We start from the raw sequence: 16,572 nt of genomic DNA, 5'->3' as shown, positions 1-16,572 counted from the left end.
GAGACGGACGCTTCCACCAGCCAGGCCCGCCCGTCCGGCCCTCCCGGGACGGCGGACGCTCACTCCGAAGGGCCGAAGCCTCACGCCCCACCAGGTGCCTCCGGTCCGCCCGGGGCGGGGGCGGGTCCGTCTGGGGCGGTGTCCGGGCCGTCAGGGGCGTCCGGGCCTCCCCGGGTGGGGGGCGGTTCCTTGGTACGGGCGGAGTCAGGCAACGCCGGTCCGCCCGTACCGGCTGGGGGCGGTTCCGGGGTTGGGCCGGGCGGTGGGGTGGTGGCCGTGGATGGGGAGGGGCGGGAGCAGTGGCTGCTGGGCGTGTGGGACGTGGCGGGGCTGCGGGAGGCGCTGGACCGCTATGAGGGGCGGTCGCTGCGCGGGCTGCTGGCGCCGCTGGCACGGGCCCGGGTGGCGTTGCCGCGCCGGGCATGGTTCGACTGCGACACTGTGGACGACCTCGAGGAGGCACGGATGAACGTACTGGCCGAATGGACCGCGCTGGCCTGCAAGGAGCTGGGCATCGACCCGGCGCGGGTGGACCGGGACCAGATCCTGGAGCTGACCAAGGAGGTGGCGCACGGGGTCGCGAGGCCGGCGGCGCCGCTGACGGCGTACCTGCTGGGGCTGGCCGAGGGGGCCGGCACGGCGCCGGAGGAGGCCGTGGCGCGGCTGACGACGCTGGCCCGCAATTGGGGCGAGGCGACGGCCGAGACGCTGACGGACAGCTGACACTGGAACGAACTACCGCTGTCAAGCGCCCCGCCCGAACCTGAAGATTTCCTGTGAAATACGGCCAGGGCGGGGTGTAAACGATTTCGGGAAAGCAGCCCTATCCAATAGGGGGGGCGCGCGTCGAACAGATCATCTAATGCGACGCTTTACCTGGAAAAAGGGCGACGCCGGGTGGTTACGGGGGCAAACCACCCGGCGTCGCTTCATCGGCGTTCCGACGGGGGCCCGGAACGCCGGCACCAGCACTCCGACGGGGGACCGGAGCGCTTGCCTAAAGCGTACACCTACAACCCATGGGATGCGTCAAGACTTAGTCACGACCCGATCTCGCGTCGGTGCAGCGGTATCTCGCTTTGGTTAGCTTCGGGTGTGTGAAAGGTGGGAGGTGGGGCATCCCTCCCCCTCTCATTGGCCCCGATTACCGCTATGTATGGCAAAAAGACGGCCCCGGCGATGAACAGCAGCCGGTAGGGCCACGGCACCGGCACCACGACCGCCAGGATCAGGCAGATCGTCCGGATGCCCATCTTGACCAGGTAGCTGATCTCGCGCCGATGGACGTCGGCGGTGAGCGACGGACGGGCGTCCGTCACCTGGTGAACCGCCTCTTTCCTGCGCCAACCCCTCATGTTTCCCACCGTAGACCTCGGACGGGGCGCTCGCGAAGGCGCACCCCCCTGGGAGCACAGGTCATGCGATCATGGCCTTCTAGTAAGGAGGATGTGGACATGACGGACCGAACGTACCGGGTGACCGAGATCGTCGGCACTTCGGGGGAGAGCGTCGACGAGGCCATCCGCAACGGCATCCGGCGCGCCTCGCAGACCCTGCGCCACCTCGACTGGTTCGAAGTGACGGAGGTGCGCGGCCACATCGAGGGGGGAGAGGTGGCGCACTTCCAGGTCGGGATGAAGGTCGGCTTCAGGCTGGAAGACGCCTGAGCACGCCCTGACAGCCCGGGAACACCTGGACACGCCGGTGAACACCCGGACACGCCCGGGAACTCCGGGGACACGCGGGAAACGCCGTCTCTGTCACGGTTCCGTGCGGGACGTGACAGGGGCGGCGCGGGCCGTTCACACTGCGGTCATGCGCCGCCGCCCCGCGCTCCCGCCCGCCCCGCCTGCCCTGGCCGCTGTGCCCGGCGCTGTGCTCAGCGCTGTGCTCGCCGTCGTGCTCGCCTGCGCCCTCGCCGCCTGCGGGACGACCGCCACGCCGCGGGAGGTCGCCGGGCAGACCCCGCCGCGGTCACAGGAGCCTGCCCCGGCCCCTGTCCTGCGCCAGAGCGCCGCCGAGGCGGCCCGTACGGCGGCGAGCCTGCGCCGGCTGGACGACCTGCCGCTGTACGAGATGACCTTCCACGGCGGCTACGACGCCGAGGCGCCCCTCACCGAGCAGGAGCTCGCCCGCCGCGACGACGCGTGGGCCTGCTCGCTGTTCCTGCAGCCCGGCGAGGCCGGCCCGGTGTTCGGCCGCAACTTCGACTGGGACCCGCACCCGGCGATGGTGGTGCACGCCCGCCCGCCGGGAGGCTACGCCTCACTGTCGATCTCGGACGTCTCGTACGTGCTCGGCCACGGCGGCGCCCCGGACCTCGGTGACCCGGCCGACCGGCGGCGGCTGGCGCACGCGGTGCTGGCGCCGTTCGACGGCATGAACGAGAAGGGCCTGGCCGTCGGCCTCGCCCAGGTGCCCGACGCGCTGCTGCCCGCCCGCGCGCCGGGACGCACGACGGTCGGCAGCGCCCGCGTCATGCGGCTGCTCCTGGACCGGGCCGCCACCGTGGACGAGGCGGTCGCCCTCATGCGCCGCTACGACGTCGACTTCTCCGGCGGCCCGCAGGTGCACTACCTGATCGGCGACCGCTCGGGCCGCTCGGCGGTCGTCGAGTACGGCGACGGCAGGCTCAACGTCATCGAGGACCGCGTGCTGACCAACATCACCATGACCGGCACGAGCCGCGCCTCCCGCCTGGCCGATCCCCGCTACCGCGCGCTCAGCCAGGGGGCCGGCGCCGACCCCCTGGCCCTGCTGCGCCGGGTGGCGCAGCCGCACACGCGCTGGTCGGTCGTGTACGACCTGACGGCCGGCACCGCCCGGCTGGTCACCGGGCAGCGCTGGGGCCGCGTGCACGAGCTGGCGATCAGCTCGCCTGGCTGACCGTCGACATGTTGAAGTCGGGCACCCGCACCGGCGGCATGACCGCCCGCGTGAAGTAGTCGCCCCACTCGCGCGGCAGCGTCTGCTCCGGCGCGCCCACCTCCGTGAGGCGGCCCAGCAGGTCGACCGGGCTCTCGTTGAACCGGAAGTTGTTCACCTCGCCCACGACCTCGCCGTGCTCGACCAGGTAGACGCCGTCGCGGGTGAGCCCGGTCAGCAGCAGCGTCTGCGGGTCGACCTGGCGGATGTACCACAGGCAGGTCAGCAGCAGGCCGCGCTCGGTGGAGGCGATCATCTCCTCCAGGGAGCGGCCGCCCTCCGGCCCCTTCATGATCAGGTTGTCGACGGAGGGCGTCACCGGCAGGCCGCTCAGCCCGGCCGAGTAGCGCGTCTGCAGCAGCGCCTCCAGCCGGCCGTCGGCGATCCAGTCGGTGGCCGACAACGGCAGCCCGTTGTCGAAGACCGAGCTCTCCCTGCTGGACGAGCGTGCCGTCACGAACGGCGCGCAGCCGATCCCGGGCGCCGCCGGGTCGCTCGACAGCGTCACGGGCAGCGTGGCGATCCGCTCGCCGACCCGGGTGCCGCCGCCCGGCTTGGAGAACACCGAGCGGCCGTCCAGCGCGTCCCTGGCGCCGGCGGACCAGAACAGGTAGACCATCAGGTCGGCGACCGCCGTCGGGGGCAGCAGCGTCTCGTAGCGGCCCGCCGGGAGGTCGACGCGCGTCTTGGCCCAGTCGAGCCGCTGCGCCAGCCCCGCGTCGAGGGCGGCCACGTCCACGTCGGTGAAGTCGCGCGTGGCCACCCCGGCCCACGCCGAGCGCTTGAGGTCGGCGGACTTGGCGTTGAGCTCCAGCCGCCCCGACGGCTGGTCGTGGCGCAGCCGCAGCCCGGTCGAGCTGCCGAGGAACGTCGTGGTCAGCGTGTGCTCGGCGAACCCGTACAGCCTCCTGCCGCCCGCCTCGGCGGAGGCGAACGCCTCGCCGAGCGCCGGCGCGAACCCGCGGAACACCTCGATGTCGGTCGGCGTCACCGGGCCGTCCCACGACGCGCTCGCCGGGCCGCCCGCGACGAGCTCGCCCGCGTCCTCGGCCGGCTGCGCGTCGCGCGCGGTCGCGTCGGCGGCGGCCACCACGGCGGCGAGCTGCTCGGGCCGCACCGCGGCGCGCGACACGACGCCCACGCCCCGCCCGGCGATCGAGATCACGGTCAGCCGGCTGGAGCGCGCCACGCCGTTGGTCGTCAGCGTGTTGCCGGCGAAGCGCAGGTTGGCGGTGGACTCCTCGTCCACCAGCACCACGCAGCCGTCGGCCGTGGAGAGCTCCAGGGCCCGCTCCACCATCTCCTGGGGAGTCACTTTCCGCCCTCCTGAACGGTGTTGAGTATCCGTACGTTCCTGAACAGGGCCGACGGGCAGCCGTGGCTGACCGGCGCCACCTGCCCCGGCTGGCCCTTGCCGCAGTTGAAGGCCCCGCCGAGCACGTACGTCTGCGGGCCGCCGACGCGTTCCATCGACTGCCAGAAGTCGGTGGTGGTGGCCTGGTAGGCGAAGTCGCGGACCTGCCCGGCGAGCTCGCCGTGGGAGATCCGGTACGCGCGCTGACCGGTGAACTGGAAATTGTAGCGCTGCATGTCGATCGACCAGCTCTTGTCGCCGACGATGTAGATGCCGCGCTCCACGCCGGAGATGAGCTCCTCCGTCGACGGGCCACCGGGCGCGGCGGCCAGCGACACGTTGGCCATGCGCTGGATCGGCATGTGGCCGGGCGAGTCGGCGAAGGCGCAGCCGTTGGAGCGGCCCAGGCCCTTCATCAGCGCCATCCGCCGGTCGAGCTGGTAGCCGACCAGGACGCCGTCCTTGACGATGTCGAAGCTCTGCCCCTGCACGCCCTCGTCGTCGTAGCCGATGGTGGCCAGGCCGTGCTCGACGGTGCGGTCGCCGGTCACGTTCATCAGCGGCGAACCGTAGACCAGCTCGCCGAGCTGGTCGAAGGTGGCGAAGCTGGTGCCGGCGTAGGCGGCCTCGTAGCCGAGCGCCCGGTCGAGCTCGGTCGCGTGGCCGATCGACTCGTGGATGGTCAGCCACAGGTTGGACGGGTGGATCACCAGGTCGTAGTCGCCCGCCTCGACCGACGGCGCGGCCAGCTTCTCGGCCAGCAGCTCCGGCAGCGCGGCCAGCTCGGCCGCCCAGTCCCAGCCCGTGCCGGTCAGGTATTCGTAGCCCCGGCCGACCGGCGGCGCGATCGTGGACATGTCGTCGAAGCCGGTCTCCGACGCCTTCATGGCGTTGAGCACGGGATGCACTCGCACGCGCTGCTGCGTCGTCACGGTGCCGGCCGTGTCGGCGTAGAACTTCTGCTCCTTGACCTGCAGCAGCCGCGCCGACACGTGGTCGGCGCCCTTGAGCAGGCCCGCCGACCAGTCGGCCAGCAGCGCCACCTTGTCGGCCGACGGCACGTCGAACGGGTCGACGTCGTAGGACGACACCCAGGTGACCTCGCCGTGCACCGGCTCGGGCGCGAGCTCGATCGGCTCACGGTTGATCGGGGCGCTCACCTCCGCGACCCGCACCGCCTGCTCGGCCACCCGCGCGGCGGCCTCGGGGGTCAGGTCGATCCCGGCGGCGAACCCCCAGGTGCCGCCCTTGACCACGCGCACGGCGTAGCCGAGGTCGTCGGCGTCGGCGGCGCCCTCCAGGCGCGCGTCGTAGAGGCTCAGGGTCTCGGCTCTGATGCGTTCGAGCCGGAAGTCGGCGTGCTCCGCGCCCAGCTCGCGTGCGCGTTGCAGGGCGGCGTCCGCGAGCCGTCTGAGCGGCAGCGCGAGGAAATCGTCATCGATCTGGCGCATGTCCACGATCCTAACGCTGTGATCTTGTATCCCCCGGACAAGCCGGTACCGGCCGGTAGGAGATAGCGTCAGTTCTCATGGCACGCTCTGTACTCGTCACAGGAGGCAATCGCGGCATCGGCCTCGCGATCGCCCGCGAACTGGCCGCGGCCGGCGACGCCGTCGCCGTCACCTACCGATCGGGGGAGCCGCCTGAAGGGCTGTTCGGCGTCCGCTGCGACGTCACCAGCATGGCCGACGTCGAGGCCGCCTTCGACAAGGTCGAGGCCGAGCACGGCCCCGTCGAGGTGCTCGTCTCCAACGCCGGCATCACCAAGGACACGCTGCTGGCGATGATGAAGGAGGAGACCTTCACCGACGTCGTCGACGCCAACCTGACCGGCGCCTTCCGCGTCGCCAAGCGGGCCATCCGCCCGATGATGAAGCTCAAGCGCGGCCGCGTCATCCTCGTCTCCTCCGTCATCGCCATGCTCGGCCAGGCTGGCCAGACCAACTACGCCGCCTCCAAGGCCGGGCTGATCGGCTTCGCCCGCTCCATGGCCCGCGAGTACGGCTCGCGCGGCATCACCGTCAACGTCGTCTCGCCCGGCTTCGTGGCCACCGACATGACGGCCGAGCTCGACACCGACGCGATCGTCAAGAACATCCCGCTCGGCAGGCAGGCGACCCCCTCCGAGGTCGCCCGCGTCGTGCGCTTCCTGGCGAGCGACGACGCCTCCTACATCACCGGGGCCGTGATCCCCGTCGACGGCGGACTCGGAATGGGGCACTGACATGGGACTTCTCGAAGGCAAGCGCATCTTGGTGACCGGCGTGCTCACCGACGCCTCGATCGCCTTCTCGGTCGCCAAGCTGGCGCAGCAGGAGGGCGCCACCGTGGTGCTCACCGGGTTCGGCCGGCTCAGCCTGGTCGAGCGGATCGCCAAGCGGCTGCCCGCCCCGGCGCCGGTGCTGGAGCTCGACGTGCAGAACACCGAGCACCTCGAGTCGCTGGCGGCCCGGGTGGGCGAGCACGTCGACGGCCTCGACGGCGTCGTCCACTCCATCGGCTTCGCCCCGCAGACGGCGCTCGGCGGCAACTTCCTCAACACCACCTGGGAGGACGTCGCCACCGCCGTGCACGTGTCGACCTACTCCTACAAGGCGCTGGCCGTGGCCTGCCTGCCGCTGATGAAGGAGGGCGGCGCGGTCGTCGGCCTCGACTTCGACGCGACCAAGGCGTGGCCGGTCTACGACTGGATGGGCGTGGCCAAGGCCGGCCTGGAGTCGTGCAACCGCTACCTGGCCCGTGACCTGGGCAAGCAGGGCATCCGGGCCAACCTGGTGGCCGCCGGGCCGCTGCGCACGATGGCCGCCAAGTCGATCCCGGGCTTCAAGGAGTTCGAGGACAGCTGGCCGGAGAAGGCCCCGCTCGGCTGGGACCTGGCCGACACGATGCCGGCGGCCCGCGCGTGCGTGGCGCTGATGTCCGACTGGTTCCCGGCCACGACGGGCGAGATCGTGCACGTCGACGGCGGCGTCCACGCGATCGGCGCCTGACCGCCGGAGATCCGGCCCGCAGAGCCGGCCTGACGCCGGGCGGGCGCGCCCGGCGGGCGGGTCAGGCGGGCAGGCGGGTCAGGCGAGCCGGTGGAGGCCGTTGCCGCGCGCCGGCTCGAAGGGGATGGTCTCGCTCTGCTCGCGGCGGTGACGCCGCTGCTGCACGATGCGGGTGGCGGCCACGGCCGTGGCGAGCAGGATGATCGTCAGCGCCGTGCCGACCACGTCGGAGGCGCGGGTGGAGGGCCGTACGACGGGCCGCTCGTCGGCGGGCAGGCCTAACTCCTCGGCGAACGGGTTGGGCCACAGCAGGTCGATCCGGAAGTCCTCCGGGTCGGCCGACGGCTTGTCGCCCACCGGCTCCTGCCGGGAGTCGATCAGGTGCGGCTGGTTGTCCGGCGGCACGACCGTGTCGCCCGGCGGAGTGGTGACGACCTCGGCGGGCACGGCCGTGGTGTCCTCGCGCCGCCCGCGCTCGTCGGCGGGCCGGTCGTCCTCGCCGTCGTCAGGGCCGGTCGTCGTCGGCGTCGGCGTGGTGAGGCCGCCGAGCACGCCGTCCTCGTCGCAGCCCACCACCGGCAGGCACACCTCGTCGAGCGGCTCCGGCAGCAGCTCGGTGACCTTCGGGTCGGGCGGCTCGGGCGGCTCGACGGGGCCCGGGGGGTCGGGCGTGGCGGCGGGTTTGCCGGACGGTTTGCCGGAGGCGCGCGGCCGGCCGGTGGGGACCGCCTCGCCGACCGTGCCGAGCACCGTGTCGGTGGTCTTGTCGAGCCCGTCGGTCACCGGATCGGTGAGCCCGCCGGTGAGCTGGTCGACGGTGCCGGTGACCGCCTCGACGACGCCGCACAGGCTGTCGGTCACCCCGGAGAGCAGTCCGCCGCCGCGCTCGCAGTCGGCGGCCTGGGCGGGTGGCGCCGCGACCGGCACGGCCGCCAGCGCCATCGCCAGCACCCCGGCCGAGATGGCGCTCCTGCTCCCCATTCGTCCCCTCCCGAATCGCTCCCGGAGGAAATCTTTATGGACATCGGCCATCAGACGCAGGTGTTTTCCCGTTAATGTTGCGATTCGGTATCGACTAGTGATACGCGAGTTGAGCTCTCGTTCGCCGTCAATCGGGTGACGACACGTCATCCAGGGCCTCTCGGATCTCGATCGGCAGCACCACGTCCTCGGCCGGGAGGGTGCTCCTGAGCTGCGCCAGCGTGCGGGCGCCGACGATCGCCGAGGCCACCCCGGGCTGGTCGCGCACCCAGGACAGCGCGACGGCCAAGGGCGAGACCCCCAGCCCGTCGGCCGCGGTCATGACCGATTCCACCACCCGGCGGCTGCGTTCGTCGAGATACGGGCGGACGAAATCCGCGAAATGCGGCGTGGCGGCCCGGGAATCGGCCGGGATGCCCGTCCGGTACTTGCCCGTCAGCACGCCCCGGCCGAGCGGCGACCAGGCCAGCACGCCGACCCCGCAGTGCTGGGCGGCGGGCAGCAGCTCGCGCTCGGGGTCGCGGGCCAGCAGCGAGTATTCGGCCTGCACGGCGGTGATCGGCACCCGCCCCGGGGTCGCGCGCTGCGTCACGGCCGCCGCGGCGAGCTGCCAGCCGGTGTAGTCGCACACGCCCGCGTAGACGGCCCGCCCCGAGGAGACGATCGCGTCGACCGCGGCCAGCGTCTCCTCCAGCGGCACCTCGGCGTCGTAGGTGTGCAGCTGCCACAGGTCCACGTAGTCGAGCCCGAGCCGGCCGAGCGAGTCGTCGACGGCGGCGATCAGGTGACGCCGGGAGGCGTCGCGCGGCCGGCGCCCCAGCGGGGTCACCACGGCCTTGGTCGAGATCACCAGCTCGGCCCGCGGCACCGAGTCGCGCAGCATCCGGCCCAGCAGCCGCTCGGCGTCGCCGCCGGTGTAGACGTCGGCGGTGTCGACCAGTGTGCCGCCCGCGTCCATGAACGTGCGCAGCTGGGCCACGGCGTCGTCCGCGTCGGTGTCACGCCCCCACGTCATCGTGCCGAGGCCCATCCGGGACACCGACAGGCCGCTGCGGCCGACATAGCGCTGCTCCATGATCCCGCCAGGTTACCGCTCGGGTGGGTGAAACGCCGTGATAGACGCCTGCGACACTTGGGTCGTGACGACGCTGCTTCTGGCCCGCCACGGGCTCACCGACCTGACGGGGCCGATCCTGGCGGGCCGCACCCCGGGGGTGCACCTCAGTGACGCGGGCCGGGCGCAGGCCGCCGCGCTGGCCGGGCGCGTCGCCTCCGTACGGCTCGACGCGATCGTCTCCAGCCCGCTGGAGCGCTGCGTGGAGACGGCCGAGGCGGTGGCCGGGGGCCGCGGCCTGACGGTGCTGACCGACGAGCGGCTGATCGAGTGCGACTACGGTGCCTGGACCGGGCGCGCGCTCAAGGAGCTGGCGCGGGAGCCGCTCTGGCCGGTCGTCCAGGCCCACCCGAGCGCCGCCGAGTTCCCCGGCGGCGAGTCGCTCGCGGCGATGCAGGCGCGGGCCGTGGCGGCGGTCCGGGAGTGGAATAGACGCCTGGGGGAGAAGGCTGTCTACCTGGCGTGCAGCCACGGAGACGTGATCAAGGCGATCGTGGCCGACGCTCTGGGGCTCCACCTCGATCACTTTCAGCGGATAACTGCTGATCCGGCGGCTCTCACCGTGATTCGCTATGCCCCCTTGCGTCCCTTTGTTCTCAGAGTTAACGATATGGGGGAATTGCGGTTGCCCGAGGATTCGGAGGAGAAAGACGGGGGAGAAAACTCCACCGGGAGCGATGCCGCCGTCGGCGGCGGGCCCGGGACCACGTAAGGTCAGGCTATGCCGGTCTTCGACTACGACCCACCGGAGAGGTTCGTGGCTGGCGCCCTCGGGCGGCCGGGCGCACGAGCCTTCTTTCTGCAGGCCAGGGCCGAGGGCAGACTGACCACCGTGGCGCTGGAGAAGCTGCAGGTCGCCGCGCTCGCCGACAGGCTCGACGAGATGCTCGACGAGGTCCTGCGGCTCAGCGGCGGCACCGCCCGGGTGCCGGCCATCGCCCCCGCCGACCTGGCCGACGACGGCCCCCTCGACGTCCCGGTGTCGGAGGAGTTCAGGGTCGGCACGATGGCGCTGTCCTGGGACGAGGAGAGCTCCCAGGTCGTCATCGAGGCCCAGGAGGTCGTCGACGAGGACGACCTCGACGCGCCCGAGCCCGCGGTGCTGCGGGTGCGCATCAGCGCCGGGGCCGCCCGCGCCTTCACCCAGCGGGCGCTCAAGATCGTGTCGGCGGGACGCCCGCCGTGCCCGCTCTGCGGGCAGCCGCTCGACGCCACGGGTCACGTGTGCGTACGTCTCAACGGCTACCGCGGAGGTGAGGCGGCTTCATGACCGCTCCGGAGAGCGAGCCGGCCGTCAGGCCCACCCCTCCCACGGCCATGAACGAGGAGGAGACGCTCAAGCTGCTCCGCGACGGCCGCCTGGAGGTGGCCGGCCGCCTCGTCGAAGCCACCAACATGACCCTCTACTGCTCGGTCACGCTCGGCTCGCGCAGTGTCGCCTGCGTCTACAAGCCGGTGCGCGGCGAGCGGCCGCTGTGGGACTTCCCCGACGGCACCCTGGCCGCCCGCGAGGTCGCGGCCTTCGAGGTCTCCCAGGCGACCGGCTGGCACGTCGTGCCGCCCACGGTCTACCGCGACGGGCCGTTCGGTCCCGGCATGTGCCAGCTCTGGATCGACACCGAGCGCGAGGTCGACCTGATGCGGCTGGTGCGCAGCCGCAACCCGGTGGTGCGGCGGATGGCGGTGTTCGACGCGATCGTCAACAACGCCGACCGCAAGGGCGGTCACCTGCTGCCGATGCCCACCGGCCACGTCTACGGCGTCGACCACGGCGTCTGCTTCGCCGTGGAGGACAAACTGCGCACCGTGCTGTGGCAGTGGCGCGGCAAGCCGCTGGCCCGCGAGGCGGTGGCGGTGCTCGCCAAGCTGGAGCGCGACCTGGAGTCCGGCTCGCTCGGCCGCCGGCTGCGCGAGCTGCTGACGCTCGCGGAGGTGGAGGCGACGTGGAAGCGGGTGCGAAAGCTCCTCGACACCGGCGTGCACCCCTCGCCCTCCGAGGGCTGGCCTGCCATCCCCTGGCCGCCCATCTAATCCCGTTTACTACGCTTTGCCGCATGTGCACGGTGATCGTGAGAACGGGCCTGCCCCTCACCCTCATGGGGGTGCGCGACGAGTTCGCCGACCGCCCCTGGGAGGGCCCCGGCGAGCACTGGCCCGACTACCCCGGCGTGGTCGGCGGACGTGACCTCAAGGCCGGCGGCACCTGGCTGGCGGTCGACCCGTCCGCCCGGCGCGCCGCCGCGCTCCTCAACGGCCGCGGCCGCGAGGCCCCCGACGCCGTCAAGGTCTCCCGCGGCGACCTGCCGCTGCGCGCCGTCGCCGCCGGCGACCTGCCCGACCTCGACCTGACCCGCTACGACCCCTTCCACCTGGTGCTCGCCGACCCCGGCCGGGCCCGCCTGTTCACCTGGGACGGCGTACGGCTCACCACCACCGTCCTGCCCGACGGCACCAGCATGATCGTCAACAGCGGCCTCGACCCCGCCAGCGAGCGCGTCACCGCGTTCCTGCCCCGGTTCGCGAGCACCGCCGACTGGCACGAGCTGATCACCGATCCGCCCTCCGCCGACCCCGCCGCGCTCATCGTCGACCACACGCTGCCCGACGGCCGCCGCTTCACCACGCTCAGTGTCACCCTGCTCACGCTCGACACCGGCGGAGTGACGTACGACTTCACCGACATGACAGCTGATCGGGACGGATAGGCTCGAAGACATGAGATCGTGGTCCGCCCCCAACATCCCCAAGCTGCCCGGTGAGAGCGTCCCGCTGCGGCTCTACGACACCGCGGCCAAGCAGGTGCGGCAGACCGACCCGGGCCCCACCGCCCGGATGTACGTGTGCGGCATCACCCCCTATGACGCCACGCACCTGGGGCACGCCAACACCTACCTCGCCTTCGACCTCGTCGGCCGCCTCTGGCGCGACGCCGGACACGAGGTGCACTACACGCAGAACGCCACCGACGTGGACGACCCGCTGCTGGAGCGGGCCGAGAGCACCGGCGTCGCCTGGCAGAGTCTGGCCGAGCGCGAGATCGAGCTGTTCCGCACCGACATGGAGGCGCTGCGCATCCTGCCGCCGCGCGAGTACGTGGGCGTCACCGAGGTCGTCGACCGGGTCGCCGATCTCATCGCCGGCCTCGGCGCCAAGGGCGTCACCTACGACCTCGACGGCGACGTCTACTTCAGCGTCGCCGACGCCCCCAAGTTCGGGCAGGTGTCCGGCTACGGCGAGGCCGAGATGCTCACGCTGTTCGCCGAGCGCGGCGGCGACCCCGAGCGGCCCGGCAAGCGCCACCCGCTCGACTGGCTGCTGTGGCGCGCCGAGCGGCCCGGCGAGCCCGCCTGGGACTCACCGCTGGGGCGGGGGCGGCCCGGCTGGCACGTCGAGTGCACCTCCATCGCCCTCGACCACCTGGGCGCCGGCTACGACGTCGCCGGGGGCGGCTCCGACCTGATCTTCCCGCATCACGAGTGCGGCGCCTCCGAGGGCCACGCGGCCACGGGGGAGTGGCCCTTCGCCCGCTTCTACACCCACGCCGGCATGGTGGGGCTCGACGGCGAGAAGATGTCGAAGTCCAAGGGCAACCTGGTGTTCGTGTCCAAGCTGCGGGCCGCCCACGACCCGATGGCGATCCGGCTCGTGCTGCTCGCCCACCACTACCGGGCCGACTGGGGATACGTGCCGGCGATGCTCGCCGAGGCCGAGGCGCGGCTGGAGCGCTGGCGCTCGGCCGTGGCGCTCGCCGCCGCCCCGCCCGCCGGCGACGTGCTCGCGGCCGTGCGCGAGCGGCTCGCCGACGACCTGGACGCCCCCGGCGCGCTCGCCGCCGTCGACGCCTGGGCGGAGGAGGCGCTGGCGGGCCGGGGCACCGACCCCGGCGCCCCGGCCCTGGTCCGCGACCTCACCGACGCCCTCCTCGGCATCGCTCTCTGACGGGCGCGCCCCGTGGCGGCGGGGCGGCCGGTCAGGCGCCCGCCTCGGCGGCCATGGGGGCCGCCGGGGTGAAGCCGGCGAGCTCGGCCGAGAACCACTCGATGGTCCGCCGCAGCCCCTCCTCGGCGGGCACCTGGGCCTTCCAGCCGAGCCGCTCGGCCGCCAGCGACGTGTCCGGCCGGCGCACCCGGGGGTCGTCGGCCGGCCGGTCGATGAACTCGATCGGCGACGACGACCCGCTCAGGTCCCTGACCATCGTGGCCAGCTCCAGCATGGTCAGCTCGTCCGGGTTGCCGATGTTCACCGGCCCGGCGAAGTCGCTGGCCGCCATCGCCAGGATGCCCGACACCGTGTCGTCCACATAGCAGATCGACCGGGTCTGCGAGCCGTCACCGGTGATCGTGATCGGCTCGCCCATGAGCGCCTGCCGGATGAACGTCGGGATCGCCCGGCCGTCGAACGGCCGCATCCGGGGCCCGTACGTGTTGAAGATCCGCACGATGCCCGTGTCGGTGCCTCGGGCGTGCCGGTAGGCCGTGGTCAGCGACTCGGCGAAGCGCTTGGCCTCGTCGTAGACGCTGCGCGGGCCGACCGGGTTGACGTTGCCCCAGTACGTCTCGCGCTGCGGGTGCTCCAGCGGGTCGCCGTACACCTCGCTGGTGGAGGCGAGCACGAACCGCGCGCCCTTCTCCCGGGCCAGCCCGAGCGCGTGCAGGGTGCCGACGCTGCCGACGCGCAGCGTCTCGATCGGGTAGCGCAGGTAGTCGGCCGGAGAGGCGGCCGAGGCGAAGTGCAGGACCAGGTCCAGCCGGTCGGGCACGTGCACGTAGCCGGTCAGGTCGCATTCGATGATGCGGAACGACGGCCGGTCGATCAGGTGTTCCACGTTGCGTGGGCCGCCGGTGAGGAAGCTGTCCATGCAGACCACGTCCGCCCCCTCGTCCAGCAGCCGCTCGCACAGGTAGGAGCCGAGGAACCCGGCTCCTCCGGTGACCAGCGCCCTCATGACGTGACCTCCATTGCGGCGTCGACGACTTCGGATACTTCGATCTTCAGCAGCCCCGGGTCGGGCCGTTCCCCGTGCGGGTCCCCGTCGCGGCCCGCCCAGAGCGCGACGTGCCGCCAGCCGGGCGGCGGCCCCCACAGCGCGGGCGACACCGGCCCGAACAGCACCACCGACGGCACGCAGAACGCGGTCGCCAGGTGGGCGACGCCGGTGTCGCCGCACACGACCAGCCGGGCCCGGCCGACGAGGTCGATCAGGTCGGCCAGGTCGGTGCGGCCGGCCAGCATCCGTTCCGGCGGCAGCCCGGCCAGCTCGGCGACCCGCCGGGCGATGCCGACCTCGGCGGCGCTGCCGGTGACGACCACGTCGTCCAGCGCCGCCGCCACCCGGGCGAACCGCTCCGGCGGCCACCGGCGCGCCGGGTAGGCGGCGCCCGGGTGCACGATCGCCGGGCCGGTCCGGTCGGAGACGCCGAGCGTCAGGTCGTCCGGGTCGGCGGGGATGCCGTGCCATTCCAGCAGCTCGCACCAGCGCCGCACCTCGTGCAGGTCGTCGCGCCAGGCGGGGCCCGTCCCGTAGCTGATCAGCCTGCCCGGGCCGGTACGGCGCAGCGCCTCGATGCTCTGCGGGCCCTTGCCGTGCAGGTTGACCGCGATGTCGGGCCGCTCGAACGGCACCGGCCCCGGCCCCGACACGTCGAGGTGCGCGTCCACCGCCCCGATGAACGGCAGCAGCGGGCCCAGCACGGCGGGCGCGGCGAGCGTGATCCGGTGCTCCGGGAAGGCCTGGCGCAGCGCACGCAGCGGGGGGACGGCCGTCAGCAGGTCGCCCAGTCCCAGCCCGCGCAGCACCAGCAGTTCTAGGGCCATGACGTCTCCGTGCCGGGGCAGATGACGAGCTCCCTGATCTCGCAGCCGGCCGGTTGCGACAGCGCGAACACCACCGTCCTGGCGACGTCCGCCGGGTCGTTCAGCCCGGCCTCGGGGCCCGGCTTGTACTGTTCGGGGCGGCCGTCGAAGAAGCTCGTCCGCATGCCGCCCGGCACCAGCAGCGTCACGCCGATCTCGCCGCGCATCTCCAGCGCCAGCGCCCGGGTGAAGCCGACGACGCCGAACTTCGACGCGCTGTAGGCCGAGGCGTCGCTGAGCGGCCGCAGCCCCAGCGTCGAGGCGCAGGTGACGACCCGGCCCCGCGACGCCTTCAGGTGCGGCAGCGCCGCTCGGACGACCGCGGCCGTGCCGAGCAGGTTCACCCGGATCACCCGCTCCCAGTCGTCGGCGGGCACGTCCTCCAGCCGCCCGCACGCGTCGATGCCCGCGGCGGTGACGACGGCGTCCAGGCCGCCGGCCCGCTCGGCCAGCTCCCGCACCGCCCGCTCGGCCTCGCCCCGGTCGGCCAGGTCTGCGGTCACGTGCTCGAAGCGCTGGTCGGGGTCGCGCACGTCGACGACCAGCGGACGCCAGCCCTCCTTCTCCACCGCTTCCGCCGTGGCCAGGCCGAGCCCGGACGCGCCTCCCGTGATCAATACGTTCATCGGATCTCCCTGATCAGATTCGTGGTCGACCGTCCCGGCAGCAGGCTCAGCACGACCGTTTCCGCGCCGAGTCCTGCCAGGACCTCGGATTCGGGCAGGTTCCCGCACTCGTAGTCGCCGCCCTTCACCCACACGTCGGGGCGGAGCAGCTCGATCGCGTCCACGGGGGTGTCCTCGTCGAACACCAGCACCGCGTCCACGCAGCTCAGCGCGCGCAGCACCTCGACCCGGTCGCGGACGTCCACGACCGGCCGGGCGGGGCCCTTGAGCCTGCGCACCGACGCGTCGGAGTTGACGCAGACGACGAGCGCGTCGCCCAGCGCCCTGGCCCGCCGCAGCAGGCTCACGTGCCCGGCGTGCAGCAGGTCGAAGCAGCCCCCGGTGGCGATCAGCCGCCCGCCGGAGGCCCGGGTGAGCTCGGCCACCTCGACCGCGGTGCGCGGCCGGTCGCCCAGCTCCTGCTCCTGGACGCGGACCGCGGCGGCGCCGCCGCGCGCGACGAAGCGCGAAGCCTCGCCGACGCCGATCGTCACCGCCTCCTCCACGTCCGCGCCGGCCCGCAGGGCGAGCGCGGCGGCGCTCGCGAGCCGGTCACCGGCGCCGCACACGTCCTGGCCGGTGGCCAGCACGGGCGCCGGAATCCTGGTGAGGGAGCCGTCGCGCCGCGCCAGCGAGGCGCCGCGCGTCCCGGCCGTCACGGCGACCGCCCGGGCGTCCAGCTCGCGCAGC

Annotated in this window: 19 protein-coding genes; 10 read left to right on the top strand and 9 right to left on the bottom strand. The window is 73.0% G+C overall.

What is annotated here, in order from left to right:
- Positions 1-465 precede the first annotated feature (465 nt).
- Positions 466-723: a DUF6457 domain-containing protein gene (locus KME80_RS15340; protein WP_219505728.1), complete on the top strand. Its 258-nt coding sequence runs from the start codon at positions 466-468 to the stop codon at positions 721-723.
- A gap of 317 nt (positions 724-1,040) precedes the next feature.
- On the opposite strand, the gene KME80_RS15335 is transcribed toward KME80_RS15340, so the two are convergent.
- On the bottom strand, positions 1,041-1,355 hold the full coding sequence (locus KME80_RS15335) for a DUF3099 domain-containing protein (RefSeq protein ID WP_219505599.1): 315 nt from the start codon (positions 1,353-1,355) through the stop codon (positions 1,041-1,043).
- Between the two features lie 99 nt (positions 1,356-1,454).
- On the opposite strand from KME80_RS15335, the gene KME80_RS15330 reads away from it, so the two are divergent.
- Positions 1,455-1,667: a dodecin gene (locus KME80_RS15330; protein WP_049573305.1), complete on the top strand. Its 213-nt coding sequence runs from the start codon at positions 1,455-1,457 to the stop codon at positions 1,665-1,667.
- A gap of 148 nt (positions 1,668-1,815) precedes the next feature.
- Entirely contained in the window at positions 1,816-2,886 is a 1,071-nt protein-coding gene (locus KME80_RS15325; protein WP_219505596.1) for a carcinine hydrolase/isopenicillin-N N-acyltransferase family protein, read from the top strand.
- On the opposite strand, the gene KME80_RS15320 is transcribed toward KME80_RS15325, so the two are convergent.
- Both KME80_RS15320 and KME80_RS15315 read right to left on the bottom strand, forming a co-directional pair.
- Positions 2,870-4,240 carry a metallopeptidase TldD-related protein gene (locus tag KME80_RS15320; protein WP_308125772.1) on the bottom strand — a complete coding sequence of 457 codons (1,371 nt, stop codon included), beginning with the start codon at positions 4,238-4,240 and terminating at the stop codon, positions 2,870-2,872. The two genes, KME80_RS15325 and KME80_RS15320, sit on opposite strands and share 17 nt — an antisense overlap.
- The gene (locus KME80_RS15315; RefSeq protein ID WP_219505594.1) at positions 4,237-5,730 is read right to left on the bottom strand and encodes a TldD/PmbA family protein; all 1,494 of its coding nucleotides are present in this window, start codon (positions 5,728-5,730) and stop codon (positions 4,237-4,239) included. Before KME80_RS15315 ends, KME80_RS15320 begins: the two co-directional genes overlap by 4 nt.
- A 77-nt stretch (positions 5,731-5,807) precedes the next feature.
- Between KME80_RS15315 and fabG the strand changes: the two genes are divergently transcribed.
- Both fabG and fabI read left to right on the top strand, forming a co-directional pair.
- Positions 5,808-6,503: a 3-oxoacyl-ACP reductase FabG gene (fabG, locus tag KME80_RS15310; RefSeq protein WP_219505592.1), complete on the top strand. Its 696-nt coding sequence runs from the start codon at positions 5,808-5,810 to the stop codon at positions 6,501-6,503.
- A gap of 1 nt (position 6,504) precedes the next feature.
- Entirely contained in the window at positions 6,505-7,269 is a 765-nt protein-coding gene (gene fabI, locus KME80_RS15305; protein WP_219505590.1) for an enoyl-ACP reductase FabI, read from the top strand.
- A 78-nt stretch (positions 7,270-7,347) separates the two neighbouring features.
- Here the strand turns inward: fabI and KME80_RS15300 are convergent, their stop codons facing one another.
- Positions 7,348-8,250: a hypothetical protein gene (locus KME80_RS15300; protein ID WP_219505588.1), complete on the bottom strand. Its 903-nt coding sequence runs from the start codon at positions 8,248-8,250 to the stop codon at positions 7,348-7,350.
- A 127-nt stretch (positions 8,251-8,377) separates the two neighbouring features.
- Complete coding sequence (locus KME80_RS15295; RefSeq protein ID WP_219505586.1) at positions 8,378-9,325, bottom strand: aldo/keto reductase; 948 nt, start codon at positions 9,323-9,325, stop codon at positions 8,378-8,380.
- 64 nt (positions 9,326-9,389) lie between these two features.
- On the opposite strand from KME80_RS15295, the gene KME80_RS15290 reads away from it, so the two are divergent.
- From KME80_RS15290 to mshC, 5 genes are read left to right on the top strand one after another with little or no spacing between them, the layout of a single operon-like run.
- Positions 9,390-10,076 carry an MSMEG_4193 family putative phosphomutase gene (locus tag KME80_RS15290; RefSeq protein ID WP_219505584.1) on the top strand — a complete coding sequence of 229 codons (687 nt, stop codon included), beginning with the start codon at positions 9,390-9,392 and terminating at the stop codon, positions 10,074-10,076.
- 9 nt (positions 10,077-10,085) lie between these two features.
- On the top strand, positions 10,086-10,634 hold the full coding sequence (locus KME80_RS15285; protein WP_219505583.1) for a DUF3090 domain-containing protein: 549 nt from the start codon (positions 10,086-10,088) through the stop codon (positions 10,632-10,634).
- Positions 10,631-11,395 (top strand): SCO1664 family protein, encoded by a 765-nt coding sequence (locus KME80_RS15280; protein ID WP_219505580.1) that lies wholly within the window; start codon positions 10,631-10,633, stop codon positions 11,393-11,395. Before KME80_RS15285 ends, KME80_RS15280 begins: the two co-directional genes overlap by 4 nt.
- Positions 11,396-11,418: 23 nt before the next feature.
- Entirely contained in the window at positions 11,419-12,069 is a 651-nt protein-coding gene (locus KME80_RS15275) for an NRDE family protein (protein WP_219505578.1), read from the top strand.
- A 10-nt stretch (positions 12,070-12,079) separates the two neighbouring features.
- The gene (mshC, locus tag KME80_RS15270; protein WP_219505576.1) at positions 12,080-13,303 is read left to right on the top strand and encodes a cysteine--1-D-myo-inosityl 2-amino-2-deoxy-alpha-D-glucopyranoside ligase; all 1,224 of its coding nucleotides are present in this window, start codon (positions 12,080-12,082) and stop codon (positions 13,301-13,303) included.
- A 31-nt stretch (positions 13,304-13,334) separates the two neighbouring features.
- Here mshC and KME80_RS15265 read toward each other — a convergent pair whose 3' ends face one another.
- The 4 genes from KME80_RS15265 to rfaE2 all read right to left on the bottom strand — a co-directional run.
- Entirely contained in the window at positions 13,335-14,309 is a 975-nt protein-coding gene (locus KME80_RS15265) for a UDP-glucuronic acid decarboxylase family protein (RefSeq protein ID WP_219505574.1), read from the bottom strand.
- Positions 14,306-15,178 carry a glycosyltransferase family 9 protein gene (locus KME80_RS15260; protein WP_219505572.1) on the bottom strand — a complete coding sequence of 291 codons (873 nt, stop codon included), beginning with the start codon at positions 15,176-15,178 and terminating at the stop codon, positions 14,306-14,308. Before KME80_RS15260 ends, KME80_RS15265 begins: the two co-directional genes overlap by 4 nt.
- Positions 15,169-15,843, bottom strand: coding sequence for an SDR family oxidoreductase (locus tag KME80_RS15255; protein ID WP_219505570.1), 675 nt, complete (start codon positions 15,841-15,843; stop codon positions 15,169-15,171). The genes KME80_RS15260 and KME80_RS15255 overlap by 10 nt, the downstream gene beginning before the upstream one ends.
- Positions 15,840-16,572 (bottom strand): D-glycero-beta-D-manno-heptose 1-phosphate adenylyltransferase (gene rfaE2 / locus KME80_RS15250; RefSeq protein WP_219505568.1); only part of this gene is annotated, 733 nt, incomplete at its 5' end. The genes KME80_RS15255 and rfaE2, both read right to left, overlap by 4 nt.

This window comes from Nonomuraea ceibae (assembly GCF_019396325.1).
GTDB lineage: Bacteria > Actinomycetota > Actinomycetes > Streptosporangiales > Streptosporangiaceae > Nonomuraea > Nonomuraea ceibae.
The sequence above is the reverse complement of the archived record's forward strand: the minus strand, read 5'-3'. Positions and strand labels throughout refer to the sequence as shown.